Genomic DNA, 16,728 nt, shown 5'->3' with positions numbered 1-16,728 from the left:
CATGGACACCGCCGCACTCGCGCATTCCTTCGCGAAGGACCTCATCGCGCACCGGAACAAGCTCGCCGGCAAGGCCGAGGACGCCGTCCGCGCCGAGTACGCCCTGCACCAGGTGGCCACCGCGCTGGACGACCAGCACGACGCCTACCACAAGGAAAGCACTGCCGTGCTCGGCGAGTGGCACGGCCACGGCGCCGACGGTTTCCGCCACACCAGCGCGAAACTGACGAAGGAGCTGAAGGTCACCGGCGCGGCCGGCGCCGCCGCGGAGAAGATCGTCGCGCACGTAGCGTCCACAGTGGACAGCGGGCACATCGCCGTGCAGCGGCTGGTCGACGAATACACCGCCAAGGCCAAGCAGGTCCTCGACGCCGGCGTCGCCACCGGGACGCAGGCCGCGCTGATGCGGGCCGTCGGGCACGTCGCCGACCTGGCGCCGCAGTACACGCGGCAGTCCGCTTCGACGTTGCGGCACGTCCACGCCGAACTCGAGGCGGCGGCGAAGAAACTCCACGCGCTGCGGAAGGACCTGACCCACGACGGCGTCGTGGACAAGGCGACGCACGCGAGCCGGGTTTCCGGGCGGGGCAAGGAGATCGTCCACGCCGCGCGCAAGGAGCTCGGCACGCGCGAGAACCCGCCGGGCAGCAACCGCAACCCGTACGGGCCGACCGCCGCGTGGTGCTCGTCGTTCGCCACGGCGATGTGGCGCAAGGCCGGCGTGAAGATCCCGGTCCTGCCGTTCAGCGGCGACGTCTTCCATTGGGGACAGCGCAACGGGCACGCCTACGGCAAGAACTCGCTGCACGACGCGCGGCCGGGGGACGTGCTGATCTTCGGCACCGGGCCGCAGAACACGTCGACGAGCACGCACATCGGCATCGTCGAAAAGGTCGAGGGGAACAAGGTCACGATGATCGAGGGCAATTCCGGGGACGCCGTCCGCCGGAACACGCACACGCTCTCGGCGTCGACGTTCTACGGAGGGGTGCACCCGTGATCACCGGAAAAGCCGCCGACCGCACGGTCGCCGTGGAGGTCGCGCCCGGCGGGGCGCTGCAGGAGCTGACCCTGGAGGCCGCGGCGCTGCGGCTGGAACCGGACGAGCTCGCCCGCCGCATCCTGCTGCTGACGGCGGCCGCTTCGGCGCGCGCGACGGCCTCGTTGTGGCACAGCGTGGACGGGCTCGGCCTGCCCGCGGCGGGTGAGGCGGCGGAAGCGACGACGCCGGAAAGCTGGCGGGCGCAGTGAGCGGGGAACGGACGACGGTGGAGCTGATCGAGGACGCCTTCGCGGAGCCGGGCCCGGGGTACGGCGCCCGGCTGGCGGCGATCCGCGCCGAGGCGGCGGACGACGGGGTGGCGCTGGCGGTGGACCTGCACGGCGCGCTGGTGGAGCTGCGGTTCGAGCGGTGGGCGCTGAACCGGTCGCCGGGGGAGCTGGCGGGAGCGATCCGGCGGCTGGCGGCGGAGGCGGGGGTGGAGGCTTTGCGGCAGGGTCGTGAGCTGCTCGGAGACCTGCTGCCGGAAGAGCCGGCCGCGGGGCCGGTGTTCGGGGCGCCGCCGGTGAACGAGCCGGTGGCTGATCGCGTGGCCGGCTGGGCGGGGCCGACGATCGGGGCGCCGCCCGTGAACGAGCCGGTGGCTGACCGCGTGGCCGGTTTGGCCGGGCCGACGATCGGGGCGCCGCCCGTGAACGAGCCGGTCGCCGCGGCGGGCCCGGCGATCCGGCCGCGCCGGGAACCCGACGACGACTCCTTCGCCCCGGTCACCTGGGCGACGTGACCCGGGGGTCGTGAGTGTTAAGGAGGGTTAGAACCCGCCTTAACACTCACGACCACCCGCGCCGCACCTGGTCTGGTCGGCGGCTCGGCCTGTGCGGTGCGAGGGGTGTCAGGTGGTTGTGGTGAGCATTCGGGTCACGCGGTCGGTGAGCCAAGTGCTGTCCGCCGGGGTCACCATCACCCAGGGGTCGCCGCCCGCGTTCTCCTGGGTCAGCGCGTAGCGGCCCGCCGCCGTGTCGAACCAGGCCAGGACCGGGGGACGGCCCGCCGGGCCGGTCGCGCCCAGCTGGCCCGCCGCGTAGCGCTCCGACGTCGCCAGTGTCGCCAGCGGGCGGACCGCGCGGCCGGTGATGCCCGCGGCGCCCAGTGCTCGCTCGAACGCGTCGTACCCGTTGCTCGCGTACGCGTCCATCGCCGCCGTGTACACCGCCCTCGGGAGGCGGAGCTGGTCGCCCGGGCCCGGGGGCTGCTCGCCCAGCATCCGCACGACCGCGGGCACCAGGCCGGCCGGGCGCACCGGCTCGAGGACCAGGTCGCGTTCGTCGAGCACGGCGAGCACGCCCGCCGCGTCGCGGGCCGCCGCCAGCAGCCGCCAGGGTGCTTCGCCGAGCACCAGTGCGTCGACGCTCAGCGACGGTGAACCCAGCACCGTGAACAGGTCCGCGAGCTCACCGGCGACGTCGTCGCCGTCGGTGAGGCCGGCTTCGGCGAGGTCCGCGAACACGCGCACGCCCAGGTCGTCGCGCTCGGCGTGGGTGCGGCCGTGCGCGGCGACGTCGAACGGGTGCGGTGGCGGCCCGCCCGGGCCCAGGTCCTCCCAGAGGAGATCGAATTCGAGATGCGACAGGATCACCCCCGCCGTCGTCGTGGTGCGGCGCGCCATGGTCCCCCTTCCCGTCGTGGGCGGCCGCCGTCGGGCACGATGGTGCCGATGGCCGAGCCGTACCCGGTGGACGTACCCGCGAGCGGGTACCTCGTCGTCCGCGCTTCGGGCGCGGCGGCGGCGCGGGCGGCGATCCTCGGCGGCGCCGCCGGTGCCCCCGAGCACATCCAGCTGCTGCTCCGCTGCCCGGTGCCGCGGGCGGTCGCCGAGTCCGGCGCGAAGCTGACGTTCGCCGACGCGACGCTGCACCTGCTGCCGTCGGAGCGCGGGGTCGTCATGCTGACGGTCGCGGCGGCGAAGCTGTCGATCTCGTTCGCCGAGCTGCGGCCGCTGATGTTCCGGCCGGTCGGGGTGGACGCGCCGCTGCGGGCCCTGTTCGCGAGCGCGGTGGCCCACGTCCTCGCGGCCGGGCCGCGGCTCGACCCGCACGGGCTGGCCCACCACCTGCTGGGCCTGGCCGAACTGGTGTTGCGCAGCGCGCTGCGCGTGGAGCTCGACCGCGTCGACGCGCTCGCGGCCCGGCGGCGCGAGGCGCTGGAGTACATGCGCTCCCACCTCGGCGACCCGTCGCTCACCGCGGACAGGATCGCCGAAGCGCTGTACATCTCGCGCCGGCGGCTGTACCAGCTGTTCGACGACGGCCAAGGCGTCTCCGAACGGCTCAAGGGCCTGCGGATCGAGCGCGCGAAGGCGGTGCTCGCGGACCCGGCGAAGGCCGGCCGCGGGATCGCGGAAGTCGCGCGGGACTGCGGGTTCACCAGCGCCCCGCACTTCTCGCGGACGTTCCGCCGGGCGACCGGCCGGACCCCGCGCGAATACCGGGAGCGGGCGCTGCGGGGGTGAGGTCGACGCCGGCGACGAGCGTCCCGGCCAGCCCGGCGACCTCGAGCCAGCCCCGGCCGCCGGGGGAGTGCAGGGTGAACACCGCCGCGCGCGGGCGGTCCGGGTCGAGCACGACGGCCTGCAGCTGCGCGCCGGACAGGCCGATCCGCTCGACGATCACCACCGGGTAGCCGCGGGCGGTCCGCGCGGTGCTCGTCTCGCGCAGGCCGGGAGTGGTGTCGGCGACGAAGTGTCGCAGGTCCGCGGCTTCTTCGAGCGGGCCGTCCACCGGGACCACGCCGGCGATCAGCAGCGCCGGGTCCGCGTCGCGGTGTTCGACCAGCGCCAACAGGCCGGCCCGCTGCTCGTGGGCGATTTCCGCGGACTGCACGGCGGCCGCTTCGAGGCCGAGGTCGCGCGCGGCGTCCGGACCGCGCAGGCGGGCCATGAGCGCGTGCAGCTCGGCCGTGGTGCGCTCGACCGAATCCAGGTTCACCGGGGTGATCCCCGGTACGGCGGGCAGTTTCACCGGCCACCCAGCGCGGCGGCGAACGCGGACACGGCACCCGGCGGCGGCGTCACCGGCGCGACGGGGGTGCGCGCGACGGTCACGCCCAGCTCGCGCCCGGCGGCCGAGAACGACTCGAGCCGCGTGGCCAGGCCCCGGAAATCGGGTGCGGACGGTAGCGGCGTGCCGTCGCCGAGCGCGGTGAGGCGGCCGGCGACGCGGCTCGCTTCGGTGGCGTGGAGGCGTTCGAGGTCGCGGGCTTCGGTGAGCACGCGGTCGAGGTCCTGGCGCCGGTGCGCGAGCCGCGTGCGGGCGGCCGCGAGATTTCCCGCTCCGGCGGGCGAGAACTGCGCTTCGGTCGCGGCGCGCTCGACGTCGTCCTCGGCGTCGACGACGGCCCGGCGCGCGGCACCGGCCCGGACGTCGAGCTCTTCGGCACGGCGGTGGTGCGCGACCAGGGTCCCGGCCCAGCCTTCGAGCACTCCGGCGGCCGCGTCCATGGCTTCCGGCGTGGCGGCGAGCCCGGTCACGGCCCGGCCGGCGCGTTCGGCGTGCGCCTGTGCCGACGGACCGGCCCATTCGGGGATCTCGCCCGGCGCCCGGACCTCCCGCAGGCGCGTGGCGGCCGCGACGCACCGGCGGGCGGCTTCGGCGACGGCGCCGGGGTCGCCGGGCACCGGGTCGAACCCGAGGCCGCGGAAGTCAGCCATCGGCGCGCTCCGGCTGGTCGGTGGCGGTCGCGTCGAGGCCGTGGAAGTCAGCCATCGGTGCGACCCAGCTCGTCGGTGGCGGCCGCGTCGGTGGTGCGGTAGGCCTTCGCCGCGGCCCGGACGCTGTCCGCCGACGCGGCGAACTCGTCGTGCACGACCCGGATCCGGCCCGCCCACTCGCTCGCGAGCGCGGCGAGGGCACCGGAGACCGCGGGCGGTCCGAGGTCGCCCACGTCGGACTCCGGCACCGCGGCCGCGTACTCCCCGGCCGTGTCCGCCAGCTGCCGCGCGAGGGCGTCGAGGGCGTCCGGGTCGGCGTGGAAGCCGGTCATTCGCCGAACACCGGCGGGTAGGCGGGCGGGAGGTCGTCGAGCAGGTCGTACCCCGACGCGTACTTGTCGCGGTGCTCGGTGTCCTCCTCGCGCCCCGCGCCCTGGCCCGGCGGGTACATGCCGTACCCGCCGGCCGTGCCGCGCGCGCCCGCCGAGCCGGGGCCGAAACCCGCCGTCCCGGTGCCGGGGACGCGGCCGGTGCCGGCCTGCGTGCCTTCGCCGAGCGTGCCGGCGCCGATGAGCCCGGAGAAGCCGGGGCCGGCCGCGCCCGTCGTTCCCGGCACGCCGTCCAGCCCGCCCGGCAGCCCGGCCCCGAGCGCCGCGGGCAGCGCGGACGCCGTCGACGTCGAGTCGTTGGGCGACGAGCCGGACGAGGAGCCGGGGACGCGCGGATCGGTGGGCGGGTCGTCGACGCCGGGATCCCGCTCCGGGGTCGTCGGAGTCAGCGGCACGCGGTGCACCACGTCGCCCTTCGCGCTGACCTGCGGTGCGGTGTCGAACGTCGGGAGGCGGTGGCGGACGTCGTGGCTCGCGCTCTCGTACTGTTCCATCACCCGGACGGCTTCGGCCTTCGCGTCGTCCGCCTGCTTCTTGGTCGGCTGCTTGTCGTCGAGCAGGTCGTTCAGCATGTATGCGCCTTCGGGCCCGTCGAGCCGCTTGACCGCGTACCCCTGCTGGAACCACTGCTCGGCCCAGTAGTGCACCGGTTCCGGCATGTTCCGCCGCGCCTGGCCGATCGCCGAGGTGTACGCGTCGAGGCCGTCGCCGATCTCGCGGGCGTTCGCGCTCGCCGTGCTCGCCCAGTGCGTCAGCTTGCCGATCGAGTCCGCGGCCTGGACGGCGGACGGTCCGCGCCACGACAGCAGCAGGTTCTGCACCAGCTTGTGGACCTCGCCGGTCTCCGCGTCGACGCCCTTGGCCAGCTCGGCCCACCGGTGCGCCTGCTCGCCGAGCTTCGGCGGGTCGGCCGCCTGGACCATGTTCCACATTTCGCGGTGGTCGTAGCTGTCCCAGTGGATCTTGCCGAACGACGCTTCGCGGCTGTTGACCTCTTTCTGCCGCCGGACGCGCCGCGCCTTCCGCTTTTCGCGCGCGGTCGGCGCGTGGTGCGAGGAGTGGAATTCAGGCATCGGTATCCCCCGCCCGGAGGACCGTGGCGGCCTCGTCGTCGTTGCGCCGGTGGGTCGTGGCGACGTCGTCGAGCGCTTGCCGCAACGAGGCCAGCTCGGTCAGGTAGGACCGCAGTGTGGCCTGCACGCCGCCGGGGTCGTCGCCACCGCGAAGGCGGAACGAGCGGCGCATCCAGTGCGCCACCGGGCCGTGCCCGTCGGCCAGCGGGGTGCCGAGTTCGGCGGCGGCGCCGAGGTGTTCGGAAAGCGCCTGGTAGCGCGCGTCGATGGCCGCTTTGGCCCGCTCGACCTCGTCGTAGTCCAGCGCGATGACGTCGGCGCTCGCGACCAGCGCGGCCGAGCCGCCGCCCTCGGGTTTCGCGACGTCCGCCGCCTTCTCCCGCGGCCGGTTCGCCGTGAGCCGGTCTTCCGAGCGCAGCTGGTGCCGCGCGTCGGCTTCGTCCCGCACTGTCGCCATGGACGTCTCTCCTTCGCCACCCAGGCGTCCATCCTGACCAATGCGGGCCGCGAAGAGAAGGAGGCCCGCCGCGGCTGCACGGGTGGACACGAAGACTGCACGGGCGGATAGGGCAGGATGTCCGGATGATCCCGCGCCGTGTCTTCGGAGCCGTTCTCGCCGCCCTCACCGGCCTCGTCGTGCTCGCCGGGCCCGCGTCGGCCCACACCGAGCTGGAGTCCAGCTCGCCCGCCGAAGGCGCCGCGCTCGACGCCGCCCCCGCGCAGGTCCGGCTGACCTTCGGCGAGCCGGTCACGCTGCCGCCGGACGCGATCGAGGTCGTCGGCCGCGACGGCGTCAGCTGGAAAGTCGGTACCCCGGCGGTCGACGGCGGAGTCGTGACGGCGCCCGTGACGCCGTCCGGTCCCGCGCAGGCCTACACGCTGACGTGGAAGGTGGTCGCGAAGGACGGCGACAACGTCACCGGGAACGTGCACTTCACCCTGACCGCCCCGGTGGCGAGCGCCGCGCCGGCGGCAGCGTCGAGCCCGACGGCGGCCTCGAGCCCGGCGGCGCCGACGTCCGCGGCGCCGGCCACCCTCGACTCCGTCGGCATCCCCACCTGGGTGTGGGTGCTGGTCGCGGTGGCAGGCCTGCTCGCGGTGATCGTCGTCGGCATCCGCCAGCTGCGGGGCCGTCCGAAGGACTAGTCCTGCGGGACGGTCACGACCCAGCGCTCGGGACGGCGGCGCAGGTAGCCCCACCAGTACAGCGCCGACACGACCAGCACGCCCGCGGTGATGCCGAGGTCGAGCGCGCTCTGCTCGACCAGGACGTAGGCCAGCACCCCGGCCGCGAGCACCGGCACCACCGGCCACGCCGGCATCCGCCAGACGTGCGGTTTGCGGTGCGCCGCCCGGCGGGCGCCCAGCGCGGCGGCCGCGACGCTGAGGTAGAGCGCGACGACGGCGACCCCGGTGACGCCGCTGAGCGTGTCCACCGGGACGAAGCAGAGGACCGCTTCGGACAGCCCGACCACGAGGGTCGCCACCCACGGCGCGCCGAACCGCTCGCTCACTACGCTCATCGCGCGGTTCACCGGCGTCGGCCACGCCTGGTCGCGCGCGGAGGCGTAGAGCACGCGCGAGTTCTGGATGACCATGACGATCACCGCGTTGACGATGGCCGCCGCGATGCACAGGCTGATCGCGGCGCCGACGGCCGAGCTGCTCCAGGCGGTGACCAGCGCGGTGAGGTCGACCCCGGCGAGCGCGGCGGCGTCCGGCACGGCCAGGGTGATCGCCACGACCGGGGCCAGGATGACCACGGCGCTGATGCCGAGCGTCCAGAACACCGTCCTGGCCACGGTCCGGCGCGGTTCCCGCATCTCCTCGGCGAGGTAGACGGCGGTGCTGAAGCCCTGCACGACGAACAGCGCGACGGCGAGCCCGGCGACGACGGCGATCAGCCCGATCCCGCTCGTGCCGAGGCTCGGCTTCAGCAGCACGGCCGGGCTCTGCGTGGTGTGCGTGAAGCCGAGCAGGGACACGGCGAAGATCGCGACGATCTCGATGACCAGGAAGACGCCGGTGATCCAGGCGTTGGACCGCAGGTTCAGCAGGCCCATCACAGTCGACGCGAGCATCACGACCGCGCCCGCGACCGAGGGGCTGACGTCGGCGACGGCGGCGAGGTAGTCGGCCACGCCGATCGCGATGATCGGCGGCACCACCAGGATGACGATGAACGACAGCATGAAGGTCAGCCAGCCGGCGAACCGGTTCGCCACCGTCGTGACCATCGCGTACTCGCCGCCGGCGCTCGGCACCAGCGTGCCGAGTTCGGAGTAGCAGAAGGCGATCCCGACGCAGAGCAGCACCGCGAGGGCGATGGCGAGCGCGGTGCCGGTGCCGAGGTCGGCGAACAGCGGGGGCACGAGGACGAACAGCGAGGACGCCGGCGTCACGCAGCTGAGCGTCAGCAGGGTGCCGCCGCCGACGCCGATGGAGCGGGTGAGGGTTTTCTTCGCTTTGACGGCGGCGCTGACGTCGGGCGGGGCGGGAGTGCGGGGCATGGGCGTTCCCTCCGGCCGGGGCAAGGTGCGACGGATGGAACAGCACCGATTCGGTGTTGTCAACGCCACTTCGACGACTAAATCCGTCGTCTGGTCGGCGAAGCGTCTTCGCATTTAGTGACGGGCCGTGACGGCGTGCCGGTTGCCCGGCGCCGGGCGGGTCGGGGATGATCCGGGACGTGAGCAGCCAGGAAACCCCCAGCCGGCCCGCGCCGCCGGTGCTCGACGACATCTCCCGGCAGATCATCGCGCAGCTGCAGGAGGACGGCCGTCGGGCGTACGCGACGATCGGGAAGGCGGTCGGCCTTTCCGAAGCGGCGGTCCGGCAGCGGGTCCAGCGGCTGTCGGATTCCGGCGTCATCCAGATCGTCGCCGTCTCGGATCCGTTGCAGGTGGGGCTGTTCCGGCAGGCGATGATCGCGATCACCGTGGACGGCCCGCTCGAGCCGGTCGGCGACGCGCTGGCCGAAATGGACGAGATCGCGTACGTGATCCTCTGCGCCGGGCGCTACGACCTGCTGTGCGAGGCGGTCTGCGCGGACGACGAGGCCCTGCTGCAGCTGATCTCGACGCGGATCCGCGCGCTGCCCGGCGTCCGGCACGCGGAGGCGATGGTCTACCTCAAGCTGCGGAAGCAGACCTACCAGTGGGGAACTCGCGGAGCGTGACGACTGAATCCGAAGGTCTGTCCGCTGTGGAACTTTTGAATTAGTTGTCGAAGTTCGGCTGGACGACTGAATCGCTTGCCATCGTGGTCCGGGGCGTGCGATAACCGAGGCATGACCACAACCGCCGACCGCGCCACCGCCGACGCTTCGAGCCTCGCCAAGGCCGCCCGCAGCAACCTCTGGATGCACTTCACCCGCCACTCGGCCTACGACGAGGCCGACGTCCCGGTCATCGTGCGCGGCGAAGGCCCGTACATCTGGGACGCCCGCGGCAAGCGCTACCTGGACGGGCTCGCCGGCCTGTTCGCGGTCCAGGTCGGCCACGGCCGCGAGGAGCTGGCCGAAGCCGCCGCGCGGCAGACGAAGCAGCTCGCGTACTTCCCGCTGTGGGGCCACGCCCACCCGGCGGCGATCGAGCTGGCCACCCGGCTGGCCTCGGCGTCCCCCGGCGACCTGAACCGCGTGTTCTTCACGGTGAGCGGCGGGGAATCGGTCGAGACGGCGTGGAAACTGGCGAAGCAGTACTTCAAGCTCGTCGGGAAACCGGGCAAGCACAAGGTGATCAGCCGTGCGCTGGCCTACCACGGGACGTCGCAGGGCGCGCTGTCGATCACCGGCATCCCCGGTGCGAAGGCGGACTTCGAGCCGCTCGTGCCGAGCAGCCTGCGCGTGCCGAACACGAACTTCTACCGCGCCCCCGAGCACGCCGACGACTACGAGGCCTACGGGCGCTGGGCGGCGGACCGCATCGAGGAGGCGATCGAGTTCGAGGGGGCCGACACGGTCGCGGCGGTGTTCCTCGAACCGGTGCAGAACACGGGCGGGTGCTTCGTGCCGCCGCCCGGGTATTTCGCGCGGGTGCGGGAGATCTGCGACAAGCACGACGTGCTGCTGGTGTCCGACGAGGTGATCTGCGCGTTCGGGCGGGTCGGGTACGACTTCGCGGCGAAGCGGTACGGGTACCAGCCGGACATCATCACGACCGCGAAGGGACTGACGTCCGGGTACGCGCCGCTGGGCGCGGTGCTGGCTTCGGAGCGGCTGATGGAGCCGTTCACCCGCGGGGAAACGACGTTCATGCACGGGTCCACCTACGGCGGGCACCCGGTTTCCTGCGCGGTGGCGCTGGCGAACCTCGATCTGATGGAGCGCGAGGGGATCTACGAACACGTGCTGTCGCGCGAATCGGCGTTCCGGTCCACTTTGGACAAGCTGACCGACCTGCCGATCGTCGGGGACGTCCGCGGGGCGGGGTTCTTCTACGGGATCGAGCTGGTGAAGGACAAGGCGACGAAGGAGACGTTCAGCGCGGCCGAGTCGGAGCGGGTGCTGCGGGGGTTCCTGTCGGAGGCGTTGTTCGAGGCCGGGTTGTACTGCCGGGCCGACGATCGGGCCGAGCCGGTGGTGCAGCTGTCGCCGCCGCTGGTCTGTGATCAGGCGCAGTTCGACGAGATGGAGCAGATCCTGCGGGACACGCTGACGCGGGCGTGGAAGTTGCTGTAGGGATTGACCCGAAAGGGCGGGAAATCGCGCTTTCCGCTTGGGAGCGCGGTTCCTGAGTACCGTGGATCGCGGGGGCCGGGGGAGGGGCCGGTGACCGGCCGCCCGCGTCCCCCGCGGCCGGCCGCGCACCCGGGAGGGACCACGATGACCGCCACCACGGACACGCCGCGCCTGCCGTTCGAACGGCCGAACGCCCTGGAGATCGCGCCGCTGTTCGCGGTGCTGCGGCGGCAGGGGCCGGTGGTCGAGGTGACCACGCCGGCGGGCGACCCGGCCTGGCTGGTCACCGGGTTCGAGCAGGTGCGCGCGGTCTTCACCGATCCGCGCTTCGGCCGTTCGCACCCCGCGCCCGAGGAAGCGTCGGCGTTGTCGGAAGCCGCCATCCTCAGCCGGCCGCAGGGCGACCACGAAACCGAGCACACCGAGCACGCGCGGATGCGGAAGATGCTCGTGCCCGCCTTCTCGGCCAACCGGATCCGGCGGCTCGCCGGGCACGTCCAGGAACTGGCCGACGGCTGCTTCGACGCCATGGAACGGGCTCGCGACGGCGACGAGCCGGTCGATCTGCACGAGCACCTTTCCTTCCCGCTGCCGGTGCTGGTGATCTGCGAACTGCTCGGCGTCCCGTACGAGGACCGCGACACGTTCCGGGTGCTGTCGGAGCGGATGGGCCGGATGGACATCGGCACCGGCGCCGAGGCCGCGCTCGACGAGTTCGCCGCCTACATGGGGCGGCTCGCCGCGGCCAAGCGGCGCGAACCCGGCCAGGACGTCGTTTCGGACATGGTGCGCGCCCAGGCGGCTGACCCCTCGTTCGACGACGACCAGCTCGCCCGGCTCGCCGCCGGCCTGCTGTTCGCCGGCCACGAGACGACGTCCAACCGGATCGACCTCGGCGCGCTCTACCTGCTCACCGACCTCGGCCGCCGCGACGCGCTCGCCGCCGACCCGGCGGGCCGCACGCACGGCGTCGTCGAAGAGATCCTGCGGCTGTCCGCGCCGAGCGGGCTCGGCGTCCTGCGGTACGCCCACGACGACGTCGAACTCGGCGGCGTGCGGATCGCCCGCGGCGACGCCGTCGTCCTGGCGATCGCGGCGGCCAACCGGGACGAGACCGTGTTCCCGGACCCCGACGCGTTCGACCCGGGCCGCAAGCCGAACGCGCACGTGGCCTTCGCCTACGGCGGCTGGTTCTGCATCGGCGCGAGCCTCGCCCGCACCGAGCTGCGCGTGGTGTTCGGCTCGCTGTTCCGCCGGTTCCCGGGGCTGCGGCTGGCCGTCGGCGTCGATGAACTGCGGGTCCGGACGAACCGTGTCACCGGGGGAGTGGACCGCGTGCCGGTCCTCTGGTAGACAACGGCTGCCGCGGCAGGAGGAAAAGCGTGACCCTGTGGGACAAGCTCGGGATGGACGACAAGCTCATCAAGGTGCTGAAGGACATCCCGGCGGGACCGGAGGCGGGCGACTTCGGGCCCGCGTACGTCACGATCCACCAGCTCGCCGTCGAACTGGACCAGCGCTTCCCCGAGGTGCGCAAGCAGCTGGACGTCCCGCTGGGCGGCGGCGCGACCCGGCACGCGGGGCTGGTCGAGCTGCTCGGCAAGGAGCTGGTGGAGAAGATCAAGCGCTACGGCGACGTCTACCCGATCGAAGCGGCGCAGTTGTCCTCGGTGCGGTTCCGCGAGCTGCGGCTGCGCGGCCCCGGCGGCCGTGACCTGGTCGGCGCGGCGAAGACCGACCTGCCGCTGATCCGCCTCCGCCCGCAGGACTGAGCGTGCTCGCGCCGCCGGTCCGGGTCCTGGTGGCCGAGCGGGACGAGACGGTCCGGAACCGGCTGGGCGCGATCCTCGCCGATGCGGACGGCGTCGAGCTGCTCGCCGCGGTCGGCGACGCGACGGCCGCCCGTGCGGTTCTCCGCCGTCGCCTGCCGGACCTGGTGCTGCTCGACCTGCGCCTGGCCCCGCTCGGCCCGGTACCCCGCCGCCCGGCGGTGCTGGTGCTGGCGACGTTCGATTCCGACGCGGGCATCCTGCGAGCCCTGCGCGACGGAGCGGCGGGGTTCGTCCTGCGGTCGGCGCGGCGGAACGAGCTGCTGAAGGTGGTCCGCCTGGCGGCGGACGGGCACGTGGTCCTCTCCCCGGACGCCTCCCGCCGCTGGATCTCGGCGGCGACCCGGCTGTCGGGCCCCCGAGACGAGCGGCTGGCCAGGGTGGACCGGCTGTCGACGCGGGAGCGCGAGGTCCTGATCGGGGTCGGGTCGGCGCTGACGAACGCGGAGATCGCGGAGAAGCTGGGCCTGACGGAGCCGGCGGTGCGCGAGTCGGTGGCGCGGGTGGTGCGGAAGCTGGGCTGCGCCCACCGCACGGAGGCCGGACTGGTGGCCTACGAGCGAGGGCTGTGCCGTCCAGGCTGAGCCGGCCGGGTCGACCTGGTGGACGGGCTGAGCGGACAGCGCCCCAATGTGGCGTTGGGTGCGTTGGACGCACCCAATGTGGCGTTCGGTGCGTCAGATGCACCCAACGCCACATTGGGGCGTTTGAGACCGGGAGCGGCGGGTCAGAAGCCGCTGAGGCCGTTCGGTACGCCTACGCCGGTTGGGGCGTCGTAGCCCGGGCCCGCGACGCACAAGTAGTCGCCGCCGCACTTCTTGCCGCCGCCCGTCGGGTCGTTGTGGCCCGTCGTGATGTCGATGAACTGTGACGCGTGCGCGTACAAGTCCGACGGTGCCGGGAGGTGGCCCGAGCGGCCGATCAGGCCCGCCACGAACGGGGCCGACGCGCTGGTGCCGCTCACCGGGAGCCAGCCGCCCACCTCGGCGTAGTACACCGCCACGCTGTCCGCCACCGCCGCGAGGTCCGCGACCGTTCGCTTGCCGCAGTGCGTGTCCCGCTGCCACGACGGCTTCGCGATGTACGCCGAACACCCGCTGCCGCCGTACTCCCAGGCCGACTCCGCCCAGCCCCGTGCGGACTCCGGGTCGCGGGCCAGCGTCGTGCCGCCGACCGCGATCGTCGAGGCCAGAACCGCCGGGTAGCTCGCCGCCGTGAAGCCGGAGTCGCCCGAAGACGCCACCACCGTCACGCCCGGGTGCTGGTAGTGGCTCGCGTACGCCAGGGGCGCGCCGCCTTCGCGGGCGCCGTAGCTGTTCGACACCACCTTCGCGCCCAGGCGCACCGCCGTGTCCTCCGTCTCGGCCAGGTCGGCGAAGCCGGGCGACGCGCCCTCCACGACCAGGATGCGGCACGACGGGCACGCCGCCGAGACCATCGAGACGTCCAATGTGGACTCCAGGGCCCAGCCGAAGCTCGTGGCGGGCAACGGGGCCGGGGCGCCTTTCTGGTTCACCTTGCGGAAGCAGCCGTTCGCCGTCGTGCACGGCGGGAGGCCGTACTGCGCGCGGTAGGTGGCCAGGTCCGCCTCCAGGTTCGGGGCGTCGTAGGCGATCGAGATGCCGATGACCGTCTCCGGACCCGCCGTCGACGGCAGGCGGTAGGCCGACGCCAGGTCGTCCGCACCCCAGCCGATCGGGCCGTCGGTCAAACCCCTTGTCGCGCCCGGGGTGTACGTCGACAGGCAGCGCAGCAGGCCTGGACCCGGGTCGGGGCACGCCGCGCGGGACACCGGTGCCGCGGTGGCCGCCGGCGCGGCCGGAACGAGCGCCACCACGGCGGCCAGCACGCCGATCCATTTTCTGTGCACTGTGGACGGTCTCCTCATGACAGGTAAGCGTGGTAGGCGGCGGTGATCGTCTCCGCGATCGTCGCGCCCGCGGTGTCGGACGCGGTGACGCGCAGCGAGACGTCGGTGCCGCGGTAGGAGTCCGTGTCCGCCGGGAACTCCGCGTGGAAGACCCCGCCGCCGCGGGCGGTGACCGCCGCGTCGTGCCAGGTCGTGCCGTCGGTCGAGTACTGCACCGTCGCGCCCGAGATCGGCGACGCGGCGCTCTGCTGCAGGTGCCCGACCGTCAGGTCGAGGCGCTGCGGACCGGCCACTGCGGACCCGTCGGGCCGCAGCCCGCCGACCGCGTACCCCAGCGTCAGCAGCGGTTCGACGCCGCACGCGCGGTCGGGCCCGGATTGCCCGCGCGCGCAGTACAACGCCGGCGGGAGCGTCGCACCCTCGACGTGCCGCGAGCGCCACGTCCATTCCGTGTGCGTCGCGGTGCTCTGGTGGTACATCGGCCCGGTGCGGCCCGCGTCGATCGTCAGCCCGAGCGTCGACGGCCCGGCCGCGACCTCCTGCGCCACCGCGAGTTCGGTCGCGCCCACCGGGCTGCCCTCGGCGAGCGGCACGCCGTCCTGGGTCAGGGTGTAGTGCCCGGTCACGGTGTCCCGGGCCTCGCCGTAGAAGCCGAAGCCGGTGTGGCCGGGCTGGTTGTCGCTGAACGGCGTGATCGCCAGCCGCAGCAGGTCGCCGGCGCGCGTCGCCGCCGGTTGCTCCGGCAGGGTCGCGTCGTCGAGCGGCAGCAACGCGACGCCGCCGGCCGGGTGCAGCGGGAACCGGTTCCAGTCCTCGGTGACCGTCGTGCCGCCGCGGTAGGCGTGGAACGGCTCGTACTGGCCACCGGCCCACCCCGGGAACGGGCCGGGCAGGACGTACTTCGAGAACCCGCCGAACCAGCGCAGGTCCGGCGCCGCCGAGACGTACTCGGTCTGCTTCCGCGGCAGCGGGATCGGGTGCGACACCCGGCCGCCGCTGTCCTCGAAGGAGAACATCCCGCTGCGCTGCCGCAGCCCGAGCGAGGAGAACTCGCTGAAGTAGGTCGAGTCCACGGTGGCGATGTCCTGCGCCGTGATCACGTACCGCTGCTGGGGAATCCGGCCGGTGGTGGCCTTCTGTAGCACGTATTCGTACGGCGTGCCCGGCCCGGGCGGCGACACGAGCCGGCTGTACGGGTACGTCTGCAACGCCCCGGTGCGCACCGGGATCGCCGTCGGCGACACCGAAATCGGCACGCCCGGCCCGGCGTCGAAGTCGACGACCAGCGCGGGCCCGGTCTTCGCGGCCCGGCGGAACAGGAACCCGGTGTCGTCGAGCAGCGCGGGCCGCGGGGTCACCCAGGTCAGCTTGCTGGTCGCGCGGGCGGCGTCGACGCGGACGGCCGTGTCCGCCTTCACCGCGAAATCCGGCTGCGCGCTGAACCGCACCTCGGTCGGGTTGCCGTCGGCGTCGGCGGTCCAGAACACGCCGAGCGCGCTGTAGTTCCCGTCCGGCACGCTGAACTTCGCCGTTCCCCCGGCGAAGTAGTTGAGGCTTTCGTTCGGGTCGAGCAGGTTGCCGTCGTCGGTGTTGTACAGGAACGCGACGCCGGTGTCGGCGGGCTTCCCGCCGATGTCGTTCGCGTCGACCGAAACCGTGCGCATCACCGACCGCGGCCGCGCGGCCGGCCGGGCCCCGGCGAGCGCGAACGTCCTGCCCGCGGCGAAGAGCCCGGCGCCGCCGAACTGCCCGCGTGCGTTGTCCTCCTTGAACTGCTTGGCCAGCGCTGTCCCGAACGTAGCCGGGTCGGCCGGCAGCGGCGCACCGGCACGCAGCGCTTGCAGGTCGAACAGGCTCAGGTCGAGGCCGCGTCCCAGGTAGGGGAGCGCGGTGCCGGGGACCTCGAAGTCCCGGTCGCCGAGCCGCAGGTGCACGAGCGCCCGCGCCATGCCCTTGGCCGCCGCCGGGCGCACGTCGAACAGCGACCGGCCGTCCGGCGTGGTCCGGACCGCGACCCGGTCACCGGTGATCAGCGTGACGGTGTCCGACGGCGTGGCCGCGACGGCCGGCGGGGCGAGCCCCACCAGGCCCGCGAGCAGAACCGCGAGCACCGAAAGATTTCTTCGCACTGGCACCTCCCTGTGGTGGTTGATCACCACTACCGACGGGCCAGACGCCGG

At 73.5% G+C, this 16,728-nt stretch carries 19 protein-coding genes; 10 read left to right on the top strand and 9 right to left on the bottom strand.

Annotated elements, in window-relative coordinates; genetic code table 11:
• Position 1: 1 nt before the first annotated feature.
• Genes SD460_RS29310 through SD460_RS29300 form a run of 3 tightly spaced genes read left to right on the top strand, consistent with a single transcriptional unit; the run spans position 2 to position 1,784 of the window.
• Entirely contained in the window at positions 2–1,000 is a 999-nt protein-coding gene (locus SD460_RS29310) for a CHAP domain-containing protein (RefSeq protein WP_290061132.1), read from the top strand.
• A complete protein-coding gene (locus SD460_RS29305; RefSeq protein ID WP_247024084.1) occupies positions 997–1,251 on the top strand; it encodes a YbaB/EbfC family DNA-binding protein in 255 nt (84 codons plus the stop codon). The genes SD460_RS29310 and SD460_RS29305 overlap by 4 nt, the downstream gene beginning before the upstream one ends.
• On the top strand, positions 1,248–1,784 hold the full coding sequence (locus tag SD460_RS29300) for a hypothetical protein (protein ID WP_290061128.1): 537 nt from the start codon (positions 1,248–1,250) through the stop codon (positions 1,782–1,784). Before SD460_RS29305 ends, SD460_RS29300 begins: the two co-directional genes overlap by 4 nt.
• Positions 1,785–1,892: 108 nt before the next feature.
• Here the strand turns inward: SD460_RS29300 and SD460_RS29295 are convergent, their stop codons facing one another.
• Positions 1,893–2,666 (bottom strand): ESX secretion-associated protein EspG, encoded by a 774-nt coding sequence (locus SD460_RS29295; protein ID WP_290061126.1) that lies wholly within the window; start codon positions 2,664–2,666, stop codon positions 1,893–1,895.
• 48 nt (positions 2,667–2,714) lie between these two features.
• On the opposite strand from SD460_RS29295, the gene SD460_RS29290 reads away from it, so the two are divergent.
• Positions 2,715–3,509, top strand: coding sequence for a helix-turn-helix transcriptional regulator (locus SD460_RS29290; protein ID WP_290061124.1), 795 nt, complete (start codon positions 2,715–2,717; stop codon positions 3,507–3,509).
• On the opposite strand, the gene SD460_RS29285 is transcribed toward SD460_RS29290, so the two are convergent.
• The 5 genes from SD460_RS29285 to SD460_RS29265 are packed head-to-tail and all read right to left on the bottom strand — an operon-like array spanning position 3,421 to position 6,625.
• Entirely contained in the window at positions 3,421–4,017 is a 597-nt protein-coding gene (locus SD460_RS29285; RefSeq protein ID WP_290061122.1) for a hypothetical protein, read from the bottom strand. The two genes, SD460_RS29290 and SD460_RS29285, sit on opposite strands and share 89 nt — an antisense overlap.
• Positions 4,014–4,706, bottom strand: a complete 693-nt coding sequence (locus tag SD460_RS29280; RefSeq protein ID WP_290061121.1) for a hypothetical protein — start codon at positions 4,704–4,706, stop codon at positions 4,014–4,016. The genes SD460_RS29285 and SD460_RS29280 overlap by 4 nt, the downstream gene beginning before the upstream one ends.
• Before the next feature lie 47 nt (positions 4,707–4,753).
• Complete coding sequence (locus SD460_RS29275; protein ID WP_318307015.1) at positions 4,754–5,038, bottom strand: DUF6317 family protein; 285 nt, start codon at positions 5,036–5,038, stop codon at positions 4,754–4,756.
• The gene (locus SD460_RS29270) at positions 5,035–6,168 is read right to left on the bottom strand and encodes a PPE domain-containing protein (RefSeq protein WP_318307014.1); all 1,134 of its coding nucleotides are present in this window, start codon (positions 6,166–6,168) and stop codon (positions 5,035–5,037) included. Before SD460_RS29270 ends, SD460_RS29275 begins: the two co-directional genes overlap by 4 nt.
• Positions 6,161–6,625 carry a hypothetical protein gene (locus SD460_RS29265; protein ID WP_290057781.1) on the bottom strand — a complete coding sequence of 155 codons (465 nt, stop codon included), beginning with the start codon at positions 6,623–6,625 and terminating at the stop codon, positions 6,161–6,163. The genes SD460_RS29270 and SD460_RS29265 overlap by 8 nt, the downstream gene beginning before the upstream one ends.
• Positions 6,626–6,750: 125 nt before the next feature.
• Between SD460_RS29265 and SD460_RS29260 the strand changes: the two genes are divergently transcribed.
• Positions 6,751–7,314 carry a copper resistance CopC family protein gene (locus tag SD460_RS29260; RefSeq protein ID WP_290057782.1) on the top strand — a complete coding sequence of 188 codons (564 nt, stop codon included), beginning with the start codon at positions 6,751–6,753 and terminating at the stop codon, positions 7,312–7,314.
• Here the strand turns inward: SD460_RS29260 and SD460_RS29255 are convergent.
• The gene (locus SD460_RS29255; protein ID WP_290057783.1) at positions 7,311–8,678 is read right to left on the bottom strand and encodes an APC family permease; all 1,368 of its coding nucleotides are present in this window, start codon (positions 8,676–8,678) and stop codon (positions 7,311–7,313) included. The two genes, SD460_RS29260 and SD460_RS29255, sit on opposite strands and share 4 nt — an antisense overlap.
• A 167-nt stretch (positions 8,679–8,845) precedes the next feature.
• Between SD460_RS29255 and SD460_RS29250 the strand changes: the two genes are divergently transcribed.
• From SD460_RS29250 to SD460_RS29230, 5 genes are all read left to right on the top strand, one after another.
• Entirely contained in the window at positions 8,846–9,346 is a 501-nt protein-coding gene (locus SD460_RS29250) for an Lrp/AsnC family transcriptional regulator (protein ID WP_290057785.1), read from the top strand.
• A gap of 111 nt (positions 9,347–9,457) precedes the next feature.
• Positions 9,458–10,849, top strand: a complete 1,392-nt coding sequence (locus SD460_RS29245) for an aspartate aminotransferase family protein (RefSeq protein ID WP_290057787.1) — start codon at positions 9,458–9,460, stop codon at positions 10,847–10,849.
• A 144-nt stretch (positions 10,850–10,993) separates the two neighbouring features.
• Entirely contained in the window at positions 10,994–12,202 is a 1,209-nt protein-coding gene (locus SD460_RS29240; RefSeq protein WP_290057788.1) for a cytochrome P450, read from the top strand.
• Between the two features lie 29 nt (positions 12,203–12,231).
• Entirely contained in the window at positions 12,232–12,621 is a 390-nt protein-coding gene (locus tag SD460_RS29235) for a hypothetical protein (protein WP_290057790.1), read from the top strand.
• Between the two features lie 2 nt (positions 12,622–12,623).
• Positions 12,624–13,262, top strand: coding sequence for a response regulator transcription factor (locus tag SD460_RS29230; RefSeq protein ID WP_318307013.1), 639 nt, complete (start codon positions 12,624–12,626; stop codon positions 13,260–13,262).
• Between the two features lie 143 nt (positions 13,263–13,405).
• On the opposite strand, the gene SD460_RS29225 is transcribed toward SD460_RS29230, so the two are convergent.
• Both SD460_RS29225 and SD460_RS29220 read right to left on the bottom strand, forming a co-directional pair.
• Positions 13,406–14,548 carry a S53 family peptidase gene (locus SD460_RS29225; protein WP_290057794.1) on the bottom strand — a complete coding sequence of 381 codons (1,143 nt, stop codon included), beginning with the start codon at positions 14,546–14,548 and terminating at the stop codon, positions 13,406–13,408.
• A 14-nt stretch (positions 14,549–14,562) separates the two neighbouring features.
• Entirely contained in the window at positions 14,563–16,677 is a 2,115-nt protein-coding gene (locus tag SD460_RS29220) for a hypothetical protein (RefSeq protein ID WP_290057795.1), read from the bottom strand.
• Positions 16,678–16,728: the final 51 nt, after the last annotated feature.

Origin of the sequence: Amycolatopsis solani (assembly GCF_033441515.1) — a bacterium.
In the GTDB taxonomy this organism is placed as follows: Bacteria; Actinomycetota; Actinomycetes; order Mycobacteriales; family Pseudonocardiaceae; genus Amycolatopsis; species Amycolatopsis solani.
The sequence above is the reverse complement of the archived record's forward strand: the minus strand, read 5'-3'. Positions and strand labels throughout refer to the sequence as shown.